This is a genomic window from Fibrobacter sp. UWB11, assembly GCF_900143015.1.
In the GTDB taxonomy this organism is placed as follows: Bacteria; Fibrobacterota; Fibrobacteria; order Fibrobacterales; family Fibrobacteraceae; genus Fibrobacter.
Genome location: NZ_FSRT01000001.1, coordinates 912,960 through 933,081, shown reverse-complemented (window position 1 = coordinate 933,081; position 20,122 = coordinate 912,960). Strand labels below are relative to the sequence as shown.

Here is a 20,122-nt window from a genome sequence, read left to right as displayed (position 1 = left end):
GTTGATTGTTAAAATTCCGAGGCAAATATAGAAAAACTAAGACTTAATCTTTTCGCACTTGAAGGAGAGTTTGCCGTTTTCGACATCCACCGTAATCGTGGAGAAGTCCGTCATCAAGCCAAGCAAAAGGCCTTCGGCGATTTCGTCTTCAACGAGATTCTGGATAGAACGGCGGATGGGGCGTGCTCCAAGGGAAGAATCGTAATTGTGGTTTACGACAAATTCCTTTGCTTCCTGACTCATTTCCAAGAGGATTCCACGATCAGAAAGATTCTTCTGCAAGAATCCCATCTGGATGTCCACAACAGAAACGAGGTCATGTTTAGAAAGCGCACGGAACACAATCTGTTCATCCACGCGGTTCAAAAATTCCGGTGAAAATACACGCTTGACTTCTTCGCGAATAGCGGTTTCCATGCGTTCGTAATCATCCGTCTCGCCCATCTTGGTAAAGCCCATGCCACTGCTATGGCGGACTTCACGAGCACCGGCGTTACTCGTCATGATGATAATCGTATTCTTGAAGTTGATTTTGCGGCCATAGCTATCGGTCAAGATACCATCGTCCAAAATCTGGAGGAGCAAGTTGTAAATGTCCGGATGCGCCTTTTCGATTTCATCCAAAAGTACCACAGAATACGGATGCTTGCGCACCTTTTCACTGAGCTGGCCACCGCCATCTTCAAAGCCCACATATCCCGGAGGAGCGCCAATCAAGCGGCTCACGCTATGTTTTTCCATGTATTCGCTCATGTCGATACGCACAAGCGAATCTTCACTACCGAAAAGTTCCTTGCAAAGCACCTTCGCGAGTTCCGTCTTACCCACACCCGTCGGGCCCAAGAAGAGGAAACTTCCCATCGGGCGCTTGTTGTTGCGGATACCGGCACGACTACGGCGAATAGATTTTACAATCGCATCGACAGCTTGATCCTGACCAATCACGCGCTGTTTGATTTCGTCGCCAAGATGGATGAGCTTCTGAGCTTCTTCGTCACCAAGCCTACGAACCGGGATTCCCGTCATCTTGCTAATCACGTCACGAATAACGTTATCATCGACAATCGGCGTTTCCGTATTTTCGTTTTGCAATTGCTTTTTGCGTTCTGCAATGCTGTTCTGCAATTCTTCTTCGCGGGCGCGGTATTCCGCCGCAGAGGCGTAATCCTGATTGGCGACAGCTTCTTCTTTCTTCTGGAGGCAATCACCGAGTTCGTCTTCCATGTTCTGCAGGTCTTGCGGAATCTTGATGGAATTCAAACGAACTCGCGCGCCCGCTTCGTCGAGCACGTCAATCGCCTTGTCCGGCAAGAAGCGTTCGCTAATATAGCGTTCACTCAGTTCAACTGCAGCACGCACCGCATCCGGCGTGTAACGAACATTATGATGTTGTTCATACTTCGGGCGGAGACCATCCAAAATTTGAATTGAATCTTCAACCGTCGGCGGATTCACCACAATCGTCTGGAATCGGCGTTCTAGAGCGGCATCCTTTTCGATGTACTTGCGGTATTCATCAAAAGTCGTAGCACCAATGCACTGGAGTTCGCCACGAGCAAGAGCGGGCTTAAAGATGTTCGATGCATCGAGGCTGCCTTCAGAACCGCCGGCGCCCACAATCGTATGGAGTTCATCGATAAAGAGAATCACAGAATTGCCAACGCGCTGAAGTTCCATGATGAGACCCTTCACACGTTCTTCAAACTGACCTCGATACTTTGTACCAGCCACCATTGCAGCAACGTCAAGCGTTACCACGCGCTTGTTCGCCAAGAGATCCGGAATCTTGCGCTGCACAATCTTGAGAGCCAAGCCTTCGATAATTGCAGTCTTACCCACGCCCGGTTCACCGATAAGCGCAGGATTATTCTTTTTGCGACGGCAAAGAATCTGAATCAAGCGTTCAATTTCAGCTTCACGACCGATAATCGGGTCAAGCTTGCCTGCGCGAGCCATAGCCGTCAAATCACGACCGAAATGTTCGAGAATCGGAGTCTTGGAACGAGACGGAGAAGCCTGACGAGTTTGCGTATAACGTTCACGCGGTTCATCTTCGGGCTGACCATCATCCAACGGTTGACCATCAGCCTGACGCTTGATTTGCATCAGCATTTCCTGGTAGTTTTCAAACGTCACATTGTACGTCGAAAGTGTCGCTGCCGCCGGAGAATCCGTCTGCTGCAAAATAGCAAGCATTAAATGTTCCGGGCCAATGAACTGGACCCCTTCTTCCTTAGCAATCTTTGCGGCATTGTAAAGCACCGCCTTGCATTGTGCCGTAAACGTTAAAAGACCGCCGTGGGCATCGCCACCGACCGTCATAAGGCCGCCATTTGTACTCAACGCACGCTGGATAGTCTCGCTGAGTTCCGTGAGGTTGACCTTCAAAGCCTTGAGCGTTTCCGAGGCAACACCAGAATCCTCGCGAACAAGACCAAACAAAAGGTGTTCTACCGTAACGCAGTCGCTCCCTAAATTGCGGGCTGCAATACGTGCCGCCTGCAGCGCTGCTTTTGCCTTAGCTGAAAAAATACCGTTAATATCTGCCATAACTTTCCTTCCACCTACTCCGCATTCTGAATAACACCATTATGCATAATCACACGGCGTTTTGCAAACTGCGCAAGTTTTTCATCGTGCGTCACAATCAAAAACGCCTGATGGAACTTTTCGTTGAGTTCGCCAAAGAGTTCGTTCAATTTCGCCGAATTCGCTTCGTCCAAATTACCGCTCGGTTCATCTGCAAAAACGAGGGACGGGTTGTTCATGAGCGCACGCGCGATTGCAATTCGCTGGCGTTCACCGCCCGAAAGTTCACGCGGCAAGTGCTTGAGGCGTTCCTTAAGTCCGACCGTTTCCAAAAGCATTTCAGCACGTTCGCGACATTCCTTTTCTGGAGTTCCGAGAATGCGTCCCGGCACGCAAACGTTTTCGAGCGCCGTAAATTCCGTGAGCAAGTGATGGAACTGAAACACAAATCCCACATGCGAACGGTGGTACATATCGCGTTCTTCGCTATTGAACTTGCTAAGCGGCTTGCCCTTGAACAAGATCTCGCCCGAAGTCGGCGTATCGAGCATTCCGACCAAATTCAAGAACGTCGATTTGCCGGAACCCGATGAACCCGTGAGCGCCACAAGTTCGCCCGCATCCATCGAAAAATTCACGCCTTTAAGAATCTCAAGTTTTTCACCCGTTTCGGAAAAAACTCTGCGAAGGTCGACTGTTTGCAATAAACTACTCATGTCTAATAGCCCCCACAGGATCCAATCGGCTTGCTTTCCATGCCGGCAAAAGTGTCGCGGACACGCACAAGACAATACCAATTACAAAAATCAAAATCACGTCAATCGCATGCACCGAGATCGGGAAATACGGAATCACGTACACATCGCCCGGTAACTTAATGAAGTGGTAAGCCTCTTGCAGTTTGCACAAGATAAGCCCAATCGAGCCACCCACAACGGTACCGCCCACGCCAATGAAACTTCCCATCAGCATGAACACACGCATGATGCCCGCCTTGCTAAAGCCCATGCTACGCAAGATGCCGATTTCCTTCGTCTTGTCAATCACCACCATGATAAGCGAGCTGATGATGTTGAATGCAGCGACCAAGATAATCAAACAAATCACCGCCGCCACAATGAACTTTTCGTAGTTCATCCACTTGAGGAGCGTGATATTTTTGGACTTCCAATCCATCCCGTAATACGGATAAGATAGCCAAGTCGCCATGCTATCGACCGCCTCGCCCGCTTTCCAGTGATCCTTGATGCGGAACTGGATGCCGGTCACAGTGTTTCCCATGCCAAGCAACTTCTGCAAATCCGAGATGCCGACATACGCAAGGTTTCCATCGTATTCGTAAGTACCCGTTTCGAAGATGCCGCTCACCACGCACATCATCATCTTCGGACCACCAGCACTCATCGCCTCGTCCGGACTCTGGAATGTCTGCAACACGAGTTTGTCACCAACGACAACGCGCAAGCGCGCCGCAAGCCCAGTCCCGAGAATAATTCCCGGACGGCGTTTGCCACCCATGTCTTCGAGACTGTCGACCGAGTATTCTCCCCACTTGATGTATTTATGGATATCCGTCACGCCCTTGGCTGTCGCCGGGTCAATGCCGTAAATGACAATGCCATCGTTCACCTTCTTGGAGCTAATGCCCACCTTGTAAACGATAAACGGCGACGAAGCAACAACGTCAGGCACGCGAGCATGCACCTCTTTAGTCAAGCTGTCGTAAGGACCAATCGGATTGCCATTGTACGCCATCAGTTCAAAGTGAGCATCCTTCCCAATCATCTGGGCCGTGACCTCTTCTTCAAAACCGTTGACCGCCGCAAGTGCCACCACCAGCGCAAACACGCCGATGGAAACGCCGAGCATACTGAAAATACCAATAAGCGAAACAAAGAGACTCTTGCGTTGAGCCCCCAAGTAACGCCATGCAATGAGGAGTTCGAGTTTGTTCATCTTAGACGAGAAGTTAACGAAATGCTACACTTCCGGCTTCATGAGCGGGAAGAGCTGCACGTCGCGGATGGTCTGCTGGTTCGTGAGGAGCATGACCATGCGGTCAATGCCGAAGCCCACGCCGCCCGTCGGCGGCAAGCCGGATTCGATAGCGTGCATGAAGTTTTCGTCCATCGGGTGCGTTTCACCTTCACCACCACGGCCACGACGGACCTGGTCTTCCAAAAGTTCGCGCTGGCGGATCGGGTCGTTAAGTTCGGTATAAGCGTTACCGAGTTCCCAGCCGTTGGCATACGGTTCGAACTGTTCGATGAGGCCTGCAGTCGTGCGGTGCTTCTTGCAGAGCGGGGTGCTTTCGGTCGGCATGTCCTTGATGATTGTCGGCTGGATGAGCTTGCCTTCCACCGTAAGGTCGAAGAGTTCCAAGATGCCACGACCACGAGTAAATTCACCATCAAGGTGACCGCCGAGTTCTTCCATCTTGGCCTTGATTTCGTCGTCGCTCATATCGTTGACCTTGATGCCACCGAACTTTTCAATGGCTTCGATCATGCTGTAGCGCGGCCACGGAGCCTTGAAGTCGATTTCCTTACCCTGGTAGTTGATCTTGGTCGTACCGTTAGCGGCAATGCATGCGCGTTCGTAAATGTTTTCGAAGTGGACCATCATGTCGTTGTAGTCGGCGTAGGCTTCGTAGAATTCGAGGCCAGTGAATTCCGGGCTATGCGTACGGTCCATGCCTTCGTTGCGGAAGTTCTTGCAGAACTCGAACACCTTTTCCATACCGCCGATGATGCAGCGCTTGAGGTAAAGTTCCGGAGCCACGCGCAAGTAAAGCGTCATGTCGCAAGCATTGTGGTGCGTCGTAAACGGACGGGCGTTTGCGCCACCGTAAATCGGCTGGAGCGTCGGGGTTTCGACTTCGATGAATCCCTTTTCAAGGAGGTATTCGCGGATAGCCTGCATGATCTTGGAACGCTTGATGAAGACTTCCTTCACATCGTCGTTCAAAGCCATGTCGATATAGCGCTGGCGGTAGCGGGTATCCACGTCGGCAAATTCGTTGAACACGACCTTGTTGCCGTTTTCGTCGACCTTTTCCTTGGCGACCGGGAGCGGACGCACAGCCTTCGAAAGCATCGTGACCTTTTCGGCACGCACAGAGTATTCACCGCTCTGCGTTTCGAACATCGTACCGTTCACACCGATGAAGTCACCGAGGTCGGTCATCTTCACGATTTCGTAGTTTTCTTCGCCCACTTCGTCACGGGCAACCACAACCTGCAAGCGGCCATAGCGGTCCTTGAGGTGCATAAAGCACATCTTGCCCTTGCGATTGAAACGCACAACGCGGCCGGCAAATGCAACCGGTTCCTTGGTCACCATCAAGGCATCCTTGTTTTCCTTCAAGACCTTGGAATCATGGGTCCTGTTAAACTTGTGCGGATAAGCATCCACACCCATTTCCTTGAACTTGTCGAGCTTAGCCAAGCGAGCCATCACCTGGTCATTCATGTCTTGCATTGCCATATTGTATTACCTCGTGAATATATCACGTCTTAAATTTGAACGGGTAAAATTTAGAAAAATAGAAGTAACAAAAATCCCCACTAGCACCAAGCTAAGGGGGATTTCCGTAAATTTCACAAGCTCTATTTTTTCACATCGCGCAAGTCATGCCAATTGGAGCAGGCATAATTCAGCAAAACATAATCCGCGTTCCTTTTTTCAAGCATAGGGATAAGAAAGCGTACAGTCATCACCTTTTCTGTATTAAGGGAACCCTTTGAAAAAAGATCTCCCGCGCCCCACAAATCGGCAAGAGCGACAGAATCCGTTTTTCCAGCTAAAGACTTTATCTGTACTACATCAGCCGAGTCAACCATATTGCCATTTTCGGAATTTTCATAAGAAATATGATACGTCAGAATGGCATTCTTTGACTTGAACTGAACAACTCCATCGTAATCAACAGCTTTCTTTACAGGGAACAATGTCAAACTTTCGTTAGATGCTACGTTATTTCCAAACGTGAAGATAAACTTTTCAGGGACATTGAATTTATCAAAAGCAATATTCACATTGATCATCTCAATGCAGTTTAACCCACGAGCCTGCAAGCTCACAACACAAAGAAAAAGGAGAAGAAAGAAAAGTAATGATTTCATGTTTTTCAATATAAAAAAACGACAACTTCGTTAAAAGTTGCCGTTAAAAAGTTCTCTGCAAAAATGCGGATAAAATGGTTTAAAAAGGTGATTCCCGCTCGGAGGCGGGAATGACAATGCAAAACTATCCCTGAGAGGTTTCGGCGAAGCTCAGTCGTTCGTAGTTTTTGAGCGCAAGGTTCAGGCGGTACTCATTCGGGAAGAGGCACACGAGATTGCGTTCCTTGTCCATCATGCAGTCGCCGGCATATTCTTCGGCGAACTTGCCCACGTCAGCTTCGGGGCCTTTCACCCAGCGGATGCAATGAGCTGGCACGCGGTCGAGCTGCACATCGGCGCCGTATTCGCTCTGCAAGCGGAACTTGAGCACGTCGAACTGGAGTTCACCCACAACACCCACGACAGGCACAGCGGACTTGAGCGGTTCATAGAGCTGCGTAGCACCTTCTTCCGAAAGTTCGGCAAGGCCCTTCGCCATCTGCTTAGACTTGAGCGGGTTCAAGAGCGTCACGCGGGCAAAGTGTTCAGGGGCAAAGTCCGGGATACCCGTGAAGTTCATCTTTTCGCCGTCCGTGAGCGTATCGCCAATGCGGAAAAGTCCCGGGTCGTTGATGCCCACGATGTCGCCCGCCCAGGCGTGGTCAATGACTTCCTTGTCTTTCGCGAGGAAGGCGGTCGGAGCGGCCAAGCGGATGTCACGGCCCGTACGCACGTGGAAAACCTTTTCGCCACGGGTAAAGCTGCCCGAGCAAATGCGGAGGAATGCCGTGCGGTCGCGGTGTTTCGGGTCCATGTTGGCCTGAATCTTGAAGACAAACGCGCTGAAAGCGTCTTCGTCCGGCTTGACCGGGCGCTTGTCGGTGTCGCGGATCATCGGCGGCGGAGCGAGTTTTGCAAAAGCGTTCAAAAGCTGGCGGACACCGAAGTTGTTCACGGCAGAACCGAAGAACACCGGGCACATTTCGCCCTTTAGGAACTTTTCATGATCGAACGGATCCATACCGCCCGTGACCATTTCATACTCTTCGCGGAACTGGTTCACCCAGTTTTCACCGCAAAGTTCAACGAGACGCGGATCATCCGGGCCTTCCATCTGGATAATTTCTTGCTTGCCATCGTCCGGGTTGAACGTATGGAACGTATTTTCAGCGATGGAATAGACGCCCTTGAAAAGCTTACCGACGCCAATCGGGAGCGTAAACGGAGCGGTCTTAATCTGCAAAACGCTTTCAATCTGGTCGAGCAAGTCGAGCACGTGGCGGCCATCCAAGTCCATCTTGTTGATGAACGTGATAATCGGCGTATGGCGCATGCGGCAAACATTCATCAAGCGAATCGTCTGCTTTTCAACACCGTTCACGCTATCGATAAGCACAAGAGCAGCGTCCACGGCGGTCAGCGCACGGTACGTGTCTTCGCAGAAGTCCTGATGCCCCGGGGTATCGACGAGGTTGAACATGCAACCTTCAAACGGGAAGTTCAACACAGAACTCGAAACAGAAATACCACGCTGCTGTTCAATCTTCATCCAGTCACTAACAGTGTAGCTCTTGTTGGCCTTCGCACGCACGTGACCAGCCTCGCGAATCACATTCCCGTACCACAGGAATTTTTCGGTGATGGTGGTTTTACCGGCGTCAGGGTGGCTGACGATAGCGAAAGTGCGGCGTTTTTCAATTTCTGGATTCATAGATAGGTTACAGGCTATAGGTAATAGGTATTAGGTCGTTCGCCTACGGCTCACTTTGAGCTATGGGGTACGATTTCAAATTTTTACGCGGGCAAATATAGCAATTTTAAGTGGTAAGTTCAATGTTTGAGAGTAGAGGTTGGTGGGTAGACGAGAGATAGAATATCTTTTTATTTTTAAGGATATGGCAACTAAGAAGTCGCAAACTAAAACCGCAAGGAATACGAGGACTCGGGTAACGCATGAGTTTCCCGCACTTTTCGACGATAATTCGGAGGTTCTTTTGCTCGGTTCCATCCCCTCGCCCAAATCGCGCGAACAGGGCTTCTATTACGGGCACCCGCAAAACCGTTTCTGGAAAGTTCTCGCAAGCGTCTTAAACGAGCCTCTCCCTGCGACCATCGACGAGAAAAAAACGATGCTTTTGAAGCACCACATCGCCCTTTGGGACGTTCTCGACAGTTGCACCATCATTGGCGCTAGCGACACAAGCATCGAAAACGTTGTGCCTAACGACATCGCCACGCTCCTCACCCAAACGAAAATCAAGCACATCTTTTGCACAGGCGCCACCGCCCACAAGCTCTACGAAAAGTACTGCGAAGCTGCAACCGGAATCAAGGCCGTGAAACTCCCCTCCACCTCCCCCGCCAATTGCGCCGTCAAATTCGAGAAGCTCGTGGAAGCGTATAAAATCATTCTTTCCGTTTAATACGAGAAAGGCGCCCCCCGAACAAGTCGGGGTGACAAATGCAAAAACGCCCCGCGGCTTTAACCACGAGGCGTTCTTTATTTTACAAGGAAATTCTTATTTCTTTTTCTTGTTGTTCGAGCTATTGCTGCGGACATCCTTCGGCTTGAACTGGACGCTGATTTCCACGTTCGTCACCTTGGAGCCAAGACCAGACGGGTCAAACACCTTGTACGTAAATTCATCGATTCCAGAGAAGCCCTTGTTCGGGGTATATTCGAAGGAACCATTCTTTTCGTTCAAGACGATTCGACCATTGCGTGGCTTCATCACCGTCTTCACAGCTTCGAGCTTATCGCCATCCGGATCCTTAGCAGCAGACATAAGGCCTGTTGATGCCGGAACCTTGAGCACTTCGCCTTCGCGAGTCTGGTAAGAGAGCGGCTTAGCTTCAGGAGCGTTGTTCACAGCAATAACCGTAAACGTTGCAGTCTTATGAGCGGTACCGCCATCCGGGTCGGTCACCGTGAACGTAATGCGTTCCGGCTTGCCCTTCCAATGAGAGTACGGCATAGACACAATCACAGTCTTCTTGGCCTTGTCGTAATTCACCTGCAACTGCTTCTGACCCGTGAATTTCCACTTGAGGTCATCGAAGTTGTGGTCCTTATCGCGAGCATACTGGTCAAGCTTGATTGTTGCAATCACGCCTTCATTCTGATTTTCTCTGATGGTAAAGTCAGGAATGTCGCGCATCACCGGAGGTGCATTCACATGCTTCACAACAAACTTCACGACAGACTTGTCAGAACCGCCAGCCGGGTCAGTAGCCGTAAAGATAATCGTTTCGTCACCGAACCAGTTATCTCTTCTCGGCTTGATTTCGGCAACATGAGAACCATTGATTCTCACGTCGAGGTTCTTAGCACCAGAAACGGTCCATCTGATTTCGTTCTTCTTATGGTCCGGATCAGAGACAAATTCATCGAGATGGATAGGCTTAAAGGCCTTGCCTTCAAGAGTCGTCTGTCCCGGAATTTCCTTCACAACCGGCAGGTCGTTCACAGACTTCACCGTAAAGCGGATTTCCGTAGATGCCTTTTCCTTACTCGGGTCAAACACATTTACAGTCACCGTTTCAGTACCATTCCAGTACTTGTCCGGAATCTCTACAGTGAGAATACCCTTTTCGCTAATATTGTACTTGAGTTCATGCTTACCGAACTTCGGAGCAGGTTCTTCTTCCACATGTTTCTTTTTCTTCTTGTCTTTCTTCTTGTCCTTCTTATGGGACTTTGCCGGAGCAGCAGAAGCAAACGGATTTTCACCATCAATGGACCACTTGAGTTCAGAGAGGGAGTTGTCCGGGTCCGTCACGAACTTGGTCAAGTCGATAGCCGGGAAGGTCTTCTTTTCGTCAATAACCTGCGGCGGAATCGGCTTAAACTTCGGCGGATCGTTCACCGGAATAACTTCGAACGTAGCCTTGGAAGACTGCTTATCGCCAGCCGGGTCCATGACCGTAAACGTGATCGTTTCCTTGCCAAACCAGTTCGGATTCGGCGTAGTCACAGTAGCACGTCCATTCTTGATATCCACAGTGAGTTCGTTATTTCCAGAAACAGACCACTTGAGTTCATTCGGCTTGTTATCCGGATCCTTAACGATCTGGGTCAAGTCAACCATCGTGAATCTTTCCTTTTCCTTGATCTTCTGGCCAGGAATATCCTTCACAATCACAGGCGGATCGTTCACCGGAGTCACACTGAATTCAATCTGCTGAGAAGCTCTTGCTCCTTCCGGGTCCGTCACGTCAAGACGAATCTTTTCCGCACCGTTCCAGTACTTGTCCGGAGTCGAAACAACGAGCTGTTTCTTGCTATTAATCGATGCCTTGAGAGCGCGAGTCGGAGCAATTTCGAACTTGAGAGAGCTCATCGGATGATCCGGGTCAGAGATAAACTTCGTCAAGTCAATCGGTTCAAACTGTTCCTTTTCCTTGATAGTCTGAGCAAGAATCGGTCTAATCACCGGAGCATCGTTCACAGATTCCACAACAAAGTTAACAGTCTTGGAATCCGTTGCACCATCCGGGTCCTTCACCGTGAACACAACATTGCGTTCGCCATGCCAGTACTTGTCGGCAATTTCAATATGAGCGAGGCCACCCTTGTAAATGACAACACTGAACGGATCCTTTACAACCGGTTCGTCATCATCGTCGTCATCCTTCTTGCCCTTCTTACCCTTCTTGCTCTTCTTGGCATGTTCTGCTTCAGGCTTGATAACCTTGACAGACCAAGAAAGCTGTTCCATAGTATTATCCGGGTCACGGACAAGCTTGCTCAAGTCAATATCCTTGAACTGGCCCTTTTCACGAATACGCTGCGGAGGAATATCCCTCAAGACCGGAGGATCGTTCACAGAGGTAATTTCGAACGTAATCGTCTGCGAAGTCTTTGCACCATCCGGGTCGCTGACTTCAAGCATCATCATTTCAGGAGCGCACCAGAAATCCTTGTTCGGAGCAGTAACGGTAAGCACGCGGCTCGGGGAAATTTCAGCCTTGAGCTGCTTTGCACCAGTGATTCTCCAGCGGAGTTCGTTCGGCTTGTTATCCGGGTCCTTCACGAATTCATCAAGCTTGATTTGCTTGAAGGTTTCCTTTTCCTTGATCTTCTGGTCAGGAATACGCTTTACAAATGTCGGAGGATCGTTCACACGAGTCACTTCGAAGACCATCTTGTGGCGAGCATAGGCGCCTTCCGGGTCCGTCACGGCAAACGTCAAGGATTCCTTACCGCTCCACTGCTTATCCGGAACAGAAACAATCACAGTGTTGTCCTTGCGAATATCCACCTTGAGGTCTCTATTGCCAGTCACTTCCCACTTCAAGGAAGAAGCCGGATGATCCGGGTCTTCGGCGAGAGTAGAAAGGTCGATAGTCTTGAAACGGCCACCTTCGAGAATCGTTTCACCAGTAGGAGCGTTTGCAGCAATTACCGGAGCATCGTTCACGGAGCGCACTTCAAAGCGAGCGGTCTTGCTTGCAGAAGCACCTTCCGGGTCAGTTGCCGTAAACGTAATGTTTGCAGCGCCATGCCAGTACTTGTTAGGGATATTGACCGTAGCAACACCAGTCGGATCCACCGTCACGCGAAGGCCAGAAGCGGAAGATTCTTCATCACCGCCCTTCTTCTTAGAGCCCTGGCTAATCGGGCTAACCTTGAACGACCACTTGAGATCGGTAATCTTATGGTCCGGATCCTTGACAAAGTCAGCAAGCTTAATCGGCTGAAACTGTTTCTTTTCATCAATGGACTGGTCACGCAAATCACGGACAAATTCTGGAGCATCGTTCACAGAAAGAACCGTAAACGTAACTTCCTTGCTATCCGAAGCGCCATCCGGGTCCGTCACAGTAAAGCGAACCTTTTCGGAGCCATTCCAGCTTGCAGACGGAGGCGTAACAGTTACCTTGTGCGTCGGATCCATAGAAACGCGGAGTTCCTTGTTGCCTTCGATCTTCCACTTGAGGCGATTCTTGGCATGGTCAAGGTCTTCAACAAAATTGTCAAGTTCAATCGGCTTGAACGATTCTTTTTCCTTGACAGTCTGGCTTGCAATTTCCTTCATAACCGGCGGGTCATTCACAGAAACTACAGTAAACGTAGCAGTCGTGCGAGCCTTGGCACCAGCAGCATCCGTTACCGTGAACGTCACCTTTTCAGAACCGTTCCACATCTTGTTCGGAGTCTTCACCGTCACCAAGCCAGTCTTGGTCATTTCAACCTTAAGGTCCTTATTGCCGGTAAAGTCAACCTTCAAATCTTCAAAACGGTCATCTGGGTCAGAAATGAGTTCAGAAACATTGAACGGCTTAAATTCACCCTTTTCTTGAATGGTCTGGTCCGCAACCGGCTTAATTTCCGGAAGGTCATTCACAGATTCTACAGTAAAGAGTGCGGTCGAAGTAGCCTTAGCACCTTCCGGGTCCGTTACAGTAAACGTAATTTCTTCGGCACCATTCCAGTACTTGTTCGGAATAACAATCGTTGCAACCTTGTTTGCATCGATATTGACCTTGAGTTCACATTCTCTTTTCTTGGAACCTGCAGCCGGCCTACATGTTGTAGCAAAAGTAAGTTCCGAGAGCTTGTTATCCATGTCCTTCACCATGTCGCCAAGCTTGATCGGCTGGAACTGGCCCTTTTCGCGAATGGACTGCGGAGTTACCTGTCTAATAAACATCGGCACGTCGTTCACGGATTCAACCGTAAAGTTGACAGTACGTTCGTCGCAAGCATTATCCGGGTCACAGACCTTGAATGTAATTGCTTCGGCACCATGCCACTGCGGAGACGGCGGAGTAATGCGAGCATTATGGCCAGCATCGAGAGCAACCTTGAGTTCCTTGTTGCCAGAAATGGTCCACTTGAGGCGATTCTTGGCGTGGTCAGGGTCTTCGACGTGCTTGTCAAGTTCAACAACATTGAATTCACCCTGTTCCTTGATGGTCTGTTCGCGGATATCCTTCATGACCGGAGGATCGTTAATAGCTTTTACAGTAAACTTTGCAGAAGTCGTTGCACGAGCGCCTTCCGGGTCGGTTGCCGTAAAGGTCAAGGTTTCAGAACCATTCCACTGTTCGTGCGGAATCTTCACGGAAACTTCGTGAGATCTGTTATCGATATTGACCTTAAGATCACGATTGCCAGTCACTTCGATCTTGAGCTTAGAGAAATCATGGTCAGCATCGCTCAAGTAATCGTCCAGGATAAACGAAGAAAATTCGTTCTTTTCGTCAATCGTCTGGTCAGCAATCTTCTTGAAGATCGGCGGATCGTTCACAGAGCGAACATTCAAAGCAACATCCTGCTTTGCAGAACCACCTTCCGGGTCCATCACAGTAAAGGTCGCAATCGTGTTACCAAACCAGCTCGGGTCCGGGATTTCAACGGTTGCCACATGCTGTTCGTCGATAGACACATTGAGCGTACCCGTTTCCGGCATTTGCCCCTGATGCTTGACTTCGACATCCCAGGAAAGTTCAGAATTCTTGTGGTCTTCATCCTTAACAAAGTCATCAAGTTTGATTTTGGTGAACTGTTGCTTTTCGTTGATGTTCTGGTTCGGAATCGGGCGGATAATCTTCGGCAAGTCGTTTACAGAGTTGACCGTAAACATGGCTTCTGATTCAGCACAAGCGCCATCAGGGTCGCAAGCTTTGAACTTGATGGATTCAGAACCGTTCCACATTTTGTTCGGAATGCGGATTGTAGCCACACCACCAGAAACAGAAACCTTCAGGTCCTTTGCACCAGAGACAGCCCACTTGAGCATTTCAATGCGGTGGTCCGGGTCCTTCACATACTGGCCAAGCTGAATCGGAGCAAATTCCTGCTTTTCATCAATCGTTTGGTCCGGAATGTTCTGAACAAACTCAGGAGGGTCATTGATAGATTTTACTTTGAACAAAACGTCCTGCTTGGCAGATGCACCAGCAGCGTCAGTCACGGTAAATGTCACACGTTCCTGACCATTCCAATATTCGTTCGGAATCGTGACAATCGCAGAACCGTACTTATCGAGTTCAATCTTCAAGTCCTTGTTGCCAGTCACAGACCACTTGAGTTTCATGACATCGTCATCGGGATCCGTAACGTAATCGACAAGAGAAATCATGTCAAACTGATTCTTTTCTTCGATAACCTGATCAGGAATCTTCTTAGCAAATACCGGAGGGTCATTAATCGGCGAGACCGTAAATGCAGCAGTCTTGTTATCGCTACCATAATCCGGGTCATTTGCAATAAACTTGATTCGAGCGGCACCATACCAGTGAGCATCCGGAATAACAATCGTAGCTACGCGGTTTCCGTCAATCGTTACAGACAAATCACCATCAGCTTGTGGGCCTCCAGCCGGAACAACTTCAGTATCCCACGTAATTTGGTCTTTCTTGTGGTCCGGGTCATTAACAAAGTCATCCAAGCGAATCTTTGCAAACTGCTTGCCTTCTTCAACAACCTGGCTCGGAATTTGGCTAACTACCGGCGGATTGTTCACGGATTCAACAGTAAAGTTCACCGTTTCAGAAGCTGAAGCGCCCTTGGAGTCTGTTGCTGTAAAGGTGATATCTTCGGAACCATTCCAAAGAGGGCTTGGAGTTACAATCTCAACCGTATGGTCCGGAGTAATCGTTACCTTGAGGTTCTTGTTGCCACTGACTTTCCAACGGATCTGCGAGGGTTGGTCCGTGTCATCCGTTACAAAATTATCGAGTTTAATCTTCGAAAAAGCTCCGCCTTCCAAAATGGATTCACCAGGAATACCGCCAATTTGCGGTGCTTCATTTGCAACCGCCGGTGCGGGTTCGGGGGCAGGTTCACTTACAGGAGCAGCTGCAGGGGCCGGCTGAGGAGCTGGAGCCGCAGGTGCCGGATTTTGAGCGAACGAAGCCGTTGCAATCACACTAGCAGAAGCAAGCAAGGTCGTCATGGACCTCTTCAATTTTTTCATTTTCATTCTCCGATACCATACACGCAATCAAAATTTCACAGCGAAATTTCTCATGACGTCCTTAAAAACGTCTATAAATATAACGCTTTTCGTAAATATTTTTCCAAATGGCCCAAATGTTTTCTCTTAACAAAAAATGAGACTTTCGTCTACCCCACCCTTCGATTTTTCGTAACTATTGGACTATCAACGAGTTACACAACAAGGACTTTAAAAAAGCCCAAAATTCCGATTTTCTTCCAATAAAGGCAATTTTGAAGCCAAATACAGATTTAAACACTCTAAAGCACCCAAAACGCACCTTAAAATGTAAAAATTTTGTAAAACTAGGTGATTTTTAGGAATTCACCCCCGTCAAAGCCCCTCAAAATATGACAAAATCGGCCAAAAAAAGCTAATTTTGTAAAATAACCCATTAAATCTAACCAGGAAAAACAATGAAATTCGTATTCCTTTGCGACGCCAACTATCTCAAAGGCGACATGGTAAACTTCCAGAATAACTTCCCCACCAATCACGAACTCGTGACGATGACCTCTGAAGACCTTCTCCAGAGCAAGTCCATCATTGAAGGGACGTTTGCAATTTTGGCAGAACGCACCACTTGGCAGAAGAACTTCAGCCTTTTCCGCTACTTCGGCCTCCTCCCGCTCCTTGAAGTGCTCCCGCTCGGCATTGTTAGCCGTGGCCGCCGCAACGAGCCGATCAAGGGCCGCAGCCAGAACAGAAACCAGGAAATTTTCTTCAACCCGGCAGCATCTGCAGAAGAACTTTACCTCCAGGTCGACAAGTTCGTCGCAGCACCTCCTTCTGGCTACTCTTACCCGCGCGGTGCCGCTAAGTAAGGCATGCAGAGAAAGGTCCTAGAAAGCCTTTACAACCAAGGCGGGCTTACACTTTTCGCCATTTCTGACGAAGACGAATTGCCCTTAGAAGCCTTGCAAAAATTCGCACTGGCACTTAACGCCGGTGCGCGTTTTGTTGTAATTGACTTTTCTGGGAAACACCGCTTTGCAGGGAACACCCCCTTCCAAGCCGTAGACCTATCTCAAAGAAACCTCATGGTCGATGACATCGACCAAATTGCGACATCTGCCGAAAACATCTTTTTGGCAGGGAAAAAGGCAATTCCTACGTCGGATACAGAATTCCGCACCCTCTACCACAACATTCGAAGCCTCGAAAAGATTGCCCCGCAAGTCATCGGCATCATTTCGACCGAACAGGTAGAAGACGTAGGCAAACTGGTTTCGATAGCCCGTCTTTTGATGGTACACGTGACCGGAAGATCTGTAAATTCGGCAGCAGCGTTCATCGAAGACGTCAAAGAAGCTCAAAAAACTGAAATTTTGTGGCTTTCGAAGGAACGTCCCAAAAGGCGCGCTTACCCCAAGGCTCGCAAGGCCATCCGCCGAAACGCCAGCGCCACAAAAGAAGCGCTAGCCATAGATTTCGAAAAACAGCCGGAAAAGCTCGCAAAAGTCATCAAAAAGCTCCATAAAGTTTCAATTCTCACAAAGAACCCGCTCGACGGATTCCCGAGAATTATCCGCAACCTGTTCCCGCTTTTACTCCTTGCGGTCATTATCGCGCCATTCCTCTTTGTCACAGACATAGACAGGAGCGATTCCAATCTCCGCGACCGCATCCAGGAAAGAAACCAACTTTCCGTAGCGCCTTCGTTCGAGTACACGTTCGACGGCAATGAAAACATGCAACGTATTGCACGCTACGCCATCGGTCGTTTTGACGCCATCATCACCAATGAAAAGATGATCAAGAACTACGTGGCCAAAACGCTAGAAGAAAATGGTTTCGGCGTAACGTCGTGGGAAAAGGGCAATTTGAACATTCCTCCCAAGGGTACAACAATCCGTTTTTCACGCCCAGACGAAATAAAGCGCCCCGCCGCAGCAGACACAATCGGCGCCGCATGGAAATACTGGACATCCGTCATTTCGGACAGCATTGCGTACCTTACAGAATTTTATCATGAAACGGCAACTTCCACACAACGTAAACACAACGGTATTGATGTTGCAAGCCGCCAGGGAGCCCGCATTCTAGCACCATTTGGCGCAAAGGCTTGGACCAGCCGCGATGAACGTGGCGGTGTCATCATAGCACTTGTTCGCAAAGAGGATGTTATTTTATTCATGCACTGCGACAAGCTACTTTATTTGAACGGACAAGAGGTCATGCCAGGCGACCCCATCGCCACCGTCGGCACCACAGGACATACGACAGGACCCCACGCCCATATAGTTACAGGACTCGTCAGCAAGAAGGGCAAAAAGCGAATTGGGAACGTCCGCTACGACGTAATCGACCCCATTAAATGGTTTTACAAATTCAAGCCGACCTCGAAATAGGACTTTTCTACCAAAAAGCGGTGTTGTATATCACATTTTACTACAAAAAGCACTAAAAAAGGCCTTTTGTAACCGCAAATTTACACCCTTACTATCGCAAATCTATCCACAATTAAGTAACTTTGGAACACGGGATTGATGTAGTAAAAAAAGCAATGTCAAACAAAAGGATTAGGACATGAAAAATTCCATCATTGGGGTATCCCTCGCCATCGCAGTAGCACTCTTCACCGGTTGCTCCAGCGTCGTTACCCCCAAAGCCGAACTCGCCTACCACCACGACTCGGTTCACAACATTCCCGCCATTGACAGCCTCATCGTCAGCATGAAGCAAGACTACATCAAGCAATGCTATATGCCTGTTGCAAGCCACATGCCGCCTGAAAATTCCTGCCAGTCCGACTTGTTCCAAATGGTTGAACGCCGTTACCACATGGAATACAACCAGAACCACGTCGCTGCAGCTAGCAACGAACTCTTCTTCAAGGACGTTGTTCCGGAAATTCAGAAGAAGGTCAAAAGAGAACCAGCCCTTCGTGATCCGCTGCGCAAGGCATTCAACAACAACGAAGAAATGCTTGCCTACTACAAGGACAAGTATAAGTTCAATACTCAGATTGAACAGTTCTAATTCAAGTTTTTCTTGTTAAGACTACATTGAACACGGCTCTCAAGGTCGTGTTTTTTGTTTATTCTTTATTCTTTCGTCTTTCGTCTTTCGTCTAAAATTCTATATTTACGCCCGCAATAAAACAAACCTAAAAGAGACAAATCTATGGGAAAATCACTCTATCAGAAAATTTTCGAAAGCCACACGGTAGCTAAGCTCCCGAGCGGCCAGTGCCAGCTCTTTATCGGGCTTCACCTCTGCCACGAAGTGACGAGTCCGCAGGCCTTCGCCCAGCTCCGCGAAGAAGGTCAAAAGGTGCTGTTCCCGGAACGCACGTTTGCAACGGTCGACCACATTATTCCGACCACATTCCCGGAACGCAACCGCCCGCTCCAGGACGGCATTTCCGAAGAGATGTTCTCCCATATTGAAAACAACACCAAGAATAACGGCATCAAGTTCTTTGGCCCCGCTACCGCTGAACAGGGCGTGATTCACATCGTTGGCCCGGAAGAAGGCGTGACGCAGCCGGGTATGACCGTTGCTTGCGGTGACTCTCACACGGCAACGCATGGTGCATTCGGTGCTATCGCATTCGGTATCGGTACAAGCCAGGTGGCAGACGTTCTCGCCACCCAGACGCTCGCCATGAGCCCGCTCAAAACTCGCCGCATCAAGTTCACCGGCAAGCTCAAGCCGGGTGTAACCGCCAAGGACGTTGCCCTTGCTTACATCGCTAAGCTCGGCGTGAATGGTGGCGTTGGCTACGCTTACGAATTTGCAGGTCCGGTCATCGAAGAAATGGGCATGGAAGGCCGTATGACGGTCTGCAACATGGCTATCGAAGGCGGCGCCCGCGTCGGTTACTGCAACCCCGACGAAAAGACTTTTGAATACCTCAAGGGCCGTCCGTACGCCCCGAAGGCCGACAAGTGGGACGAAGCCGTTGCTTACTGGAAGTCTGTGGCTACCGACGCCGACGCCCAGTTTGACGACGAAGTCGAAATCAACTGCGACAACCTCGAACCGATGGTCACCTGGGGTATCACTCCGGCTCAGGCCATCCCGCTCAACGGCAACATGCCGAAGATCGACGAATTCGAAGGCAGCGAAAAGAAGGTCATTTCCGAAGCTTATGAATACATGGGCTGGGAAGAAGGTTCCAAGATGATTGGCCGCCCCATCGATATCGCGTTCGTGGGTAGCTGCACCAACGGCCGCCTCTCCGACTTGCAGGCCGCCGCCGAAATCATCAAGGGCCACAAGGTCGCCCCGACTGTCAAGATGTGGGTTGTTCCGGGCTCCATGAAGATCAAGGTGGAAGCCGAACAGCTCGGTCTCGACAAGATCTTTAAGGAAGCCGGTGCCGAATGGCGCGAAGCAGGCTGCTCGCTCTGCCTCGCCATGAACCCGGATAAGCTCAAGGGTCGCCAGGTCAGCGCAAGCTCCAGCAACCGTAACTTCAAGGGCCGCCAGGGCAGCCCGACGGGCCGCACCATCCTCATGAGCCCCGCCATGGTGGCTGCTGCCGCCATCGAAGGCAAGATCACCGACGTCCGCAAGTACATCAAGTAACGCAAGGAG

The 20,122-nt window shown here is 49.6% G+C and carries 12 protein-coding genes; 5 read left to right on the top strand and 7 right to left on the bottom strand.

Annotation, left to right across the window (positions count from 1 at the left end; genetic code table 11):
- Window positions 1–36 precede the first annotated feature (36 nt).
- From BUQ91_RS03960 to BUQ91_RS03935, 6 genes are all read right to left on the bottom strand, one after another.
- On the bottom strand, window positions 37–2,550 hold the full coding sequence (locus BUQ91_RS03960) for an ATP-dependent Clp protease ATP-binding subunit (RefSeq protein WP_074208235.1): 2,514 nt from the start codon (window positions 2,548–2,550) through the stop codon (window positions 37–39).
- Window positions 2,551–2,564: 14 nt separating this feature from the next.
- Window positions 2,565–3,245 carry an ABC transporter ATP-binding protein gene (locus BUQ91_RS03955; protein WP_072828139.1) on the bottom strand — a complete coding sequence of 227 codons (681 nt, stop codon included), beginning with the start codon at window positions 3,243–3,245 and terminating at the stop codon, window positions 2,565–2,567.
- Window positions 3,238–4,485 carry an FtsX-like permease family protein gene (locus BUQ91_RS03950; RefSeq protein WP_074208234.1) on the bottom strand — a complete coding sequence of 416 codons (1,248 nt, stop codon included), beginning with the start codon at window positions 4,483–4,485 and terminating at the stop codon, window positions 3,238–3,240. The genes BUQ91_RS03955 and BUQ91_RS03950 overlap by 8 nt, the downstream gene beginning before the upstream one ends.
- Before the next feature lie 24 nt (window positions 4,486–4,509).
- On the bottom strand, window positions 4,510–6,015 hold the full coding sequence (lysS, locus tag BUQ91_RS03945; RefSeq protein ID WP_074208233.1) for a lysine--tRNA ligase: 1,506 nt from the start codon (window positions 6,013–6,015) through the stop codon (window positions 4,510–4,512).
- 122 nt (window positions 6,016–6,137) lie between these two features.
- Window positions 6,138–6,653 (bottom strand): hypothetical protein, encoded by a 516-nt coding sequence (locus BUQ91_RS03940; protein ID WP_139299687.1) that lies wholly within the window; start codon window positions 6,651–6,653, stop codon window positions 6,138–6,140.
- 124 nt (window positions 6,654–6,777) lie between these two features.
- Window positions 6,778–8,343 carry a peptide chain release factor 3 gene (locus BUQ91_RS03935; protein ID WP_074208231.1) on the bottom strand — a complete coding sequence of 522 codons (1,566 nt, stop codon included), beginning with the start codon at window positions 8,341–8,343 and terminating at the stop codon, window positions 6,778–6,780.
- A 184-nt stretch (window positions 8,344–8,527) separates the two neighbouring features.
- Here BUQ91_RS03935 and BUQ91_RS03930 point away from each other — a divergent pair, with 184 nt between their 5' ends.
- Complete coding sequence (locus tag BUQ91_RS03930; protein WP_074208230.1) at window positions 8,528–9,055, top strand: DNA-deoxyinosine glycosylase; 528 nt, start codon at window positions 8,528–8,530, stop codon at window positions 9,053–9,055.
- A 96-nt stretch (window positions 9,056–9,151) separates the two neighbouring features.
- Here the strand turns inward: BUQ91_RS03930 and BUQ91_RS03925 are convergent, their stop codons facing one another.
- Window positions 9,152–15,556 (bottom strand): Ig-like domain-containing protein, encoded by a 6,405-nt coding sequence (locus tag BUQ91_RS03925; protein WP_074208229.1) that lies wholly within the window; start codon window positions 15,554–15,556, stop codon window positions 9,152–9,154.
- A 437-nt stretch (window positions 15,557–15,993) separates the two neighbouring features.
- On the opposite strand from BUQ91_RS03925, the gene BUQ91_RS03920 reads away from it, so the two are divergent.
- The 4 genes from BUQ91_RS03920 (at window position 15,994) to leuC (ending at window position 20,113) form a co-directional block, all read left to right on the top strand.
- Window positions 15,994–16,401 (top strand): hypothetical protein, encoded by a 408-nt coding sequence (locus tag BUQ91_RS03920; protein WP_072828146.1) that lies wholly within the window; start codon window positions 15,994–15,996, stop codon window positions 16,399–16,401.
- A gap of 3 nt (window positions 16,402–16,404) precedes the next feature.
- Window positions 16,405–17,928, top strand: coding sequence for a M23 family metallopeptidase (locus tag BUQ91_RS03915; RefSeq protein ID WP_074208228.1), 1,524 nt, complete (start codon window positions 16,405–16,407; stop codon window positions 17,926–17,928).
- Window positions 17,929–18,106: 178 nt separating this feature from the next.
- Entirely contained in the window at window positions 18,107–18,559 is a 453-nt protein-coding gene (locus BUQ91_RS03910) for a hypothetical protein (RefSeq protein WP_072828148.1), read from the top strand.
- 144 nt (window positions 18,560–18,703) lie between these two features.
- On the top strand, window positions 18,704–20,113 hold the full coding sequence (leuC, locus tag BUQ91_RS03905; RefSeq protein WP_072828149.1) for a 3-isopropylmalate dehydratase large subunit: 1,410 nt from the start codon (window positions 18,704–18,706) through the stop codon (window positions 20,111–20,113).
- Window positions 20,114–20,122: the final 9 nt, after the last annotated feature.

Excerpts from the sequence above, each read along its gene's own strand:
- BUQ91_RS03960 (WP_074208235.1), bottom strand. The coding sequence starts at position 2,550 with ATGGCAGATATTAACGGTATTTTTTCAGCTAAGGCAAAAGCAGCGCTG.
- BUQ91_RS03940 (WP_139299687.1), bottom strand. The coding sequence starts at position 6,653 with ATGAAATCATTACTTTTCTTTCTTCTCCTTTTTCTTTGTGTTGTGAGC.
- BUQ91_RS03920 (WP_072828146.1), top strand. The coding sequence starts at position 15,994 with ATGAAATTCGTATTCCTTTGCGACGCCAACTATCTCAAAGGCGACATG.
- BUQ91_RS03950 (WP_074208234.1), bottom strand. The coding sequence starts at position 4,485 with ATGAACAAACTCGAACTCCTCATTGCATGGCGTTACTTGGGGGCTCAA.
- BUQ91_RS03925 (WP_074208229.1), bottom strand. The coding sequence starts at position 15,556 with ATGAAAAAATTGAAGAGGTCCATGACGACCTTGCTTGCTTCTGCTAGT.
- BUQ91_RS03935 (WP_074208231.1), bottom strand. The coding sequence starts at position 8,343 with ATGAATCCAGAAATTGAAAAACGCCGCACTTTCGCTATCGTCAGCCAC.
- BUQ91_RS03910 (WP_072828148.1), top strand. The coding sequence starts at position 18,107 with ATGAAAAATTCCATCATTGGGGTATCCCTCGCCATCGCAGTAGCACTC.
- BUQ91_RS03930 (WP_074208230.1), top strand. The coding sequence starts at position 8,528 with ATGGCAACTAAGAAGTCGCAAACTAAAACCGCAAGGAATACGAGGACT.
- BUQ91_RS03915 (WP_074208228.1), top strand. The coding sequence starts at position 16,405 with ATGCAGAGAAAGGTCCTAGAAAGCCTTTACAACCAAGGCGGGCTTACA.
- lysS (WP_074208233.1), bottom strand. The coding sequence starts at position 6,015 with ATGGCAATGCAAGACATGAATGACCAGGTGATGGCTCGCTTGGCTAAG.
- BUQ91_RS03955 (WP_072828139.1), bottom strand. The coding sequence starts at position 3,245 with ATGAGTAGTTTATTGCAAACAGTCGACCTTCGCAGAGTTTTTTCCGAA.
- leuC (WP_072828149.1), top strand. The coding sequence starts at position 18,704 with ATGGGAAAATCACTCTATCAGAAAATTTTCGAAAGCCACACGGTAGCT.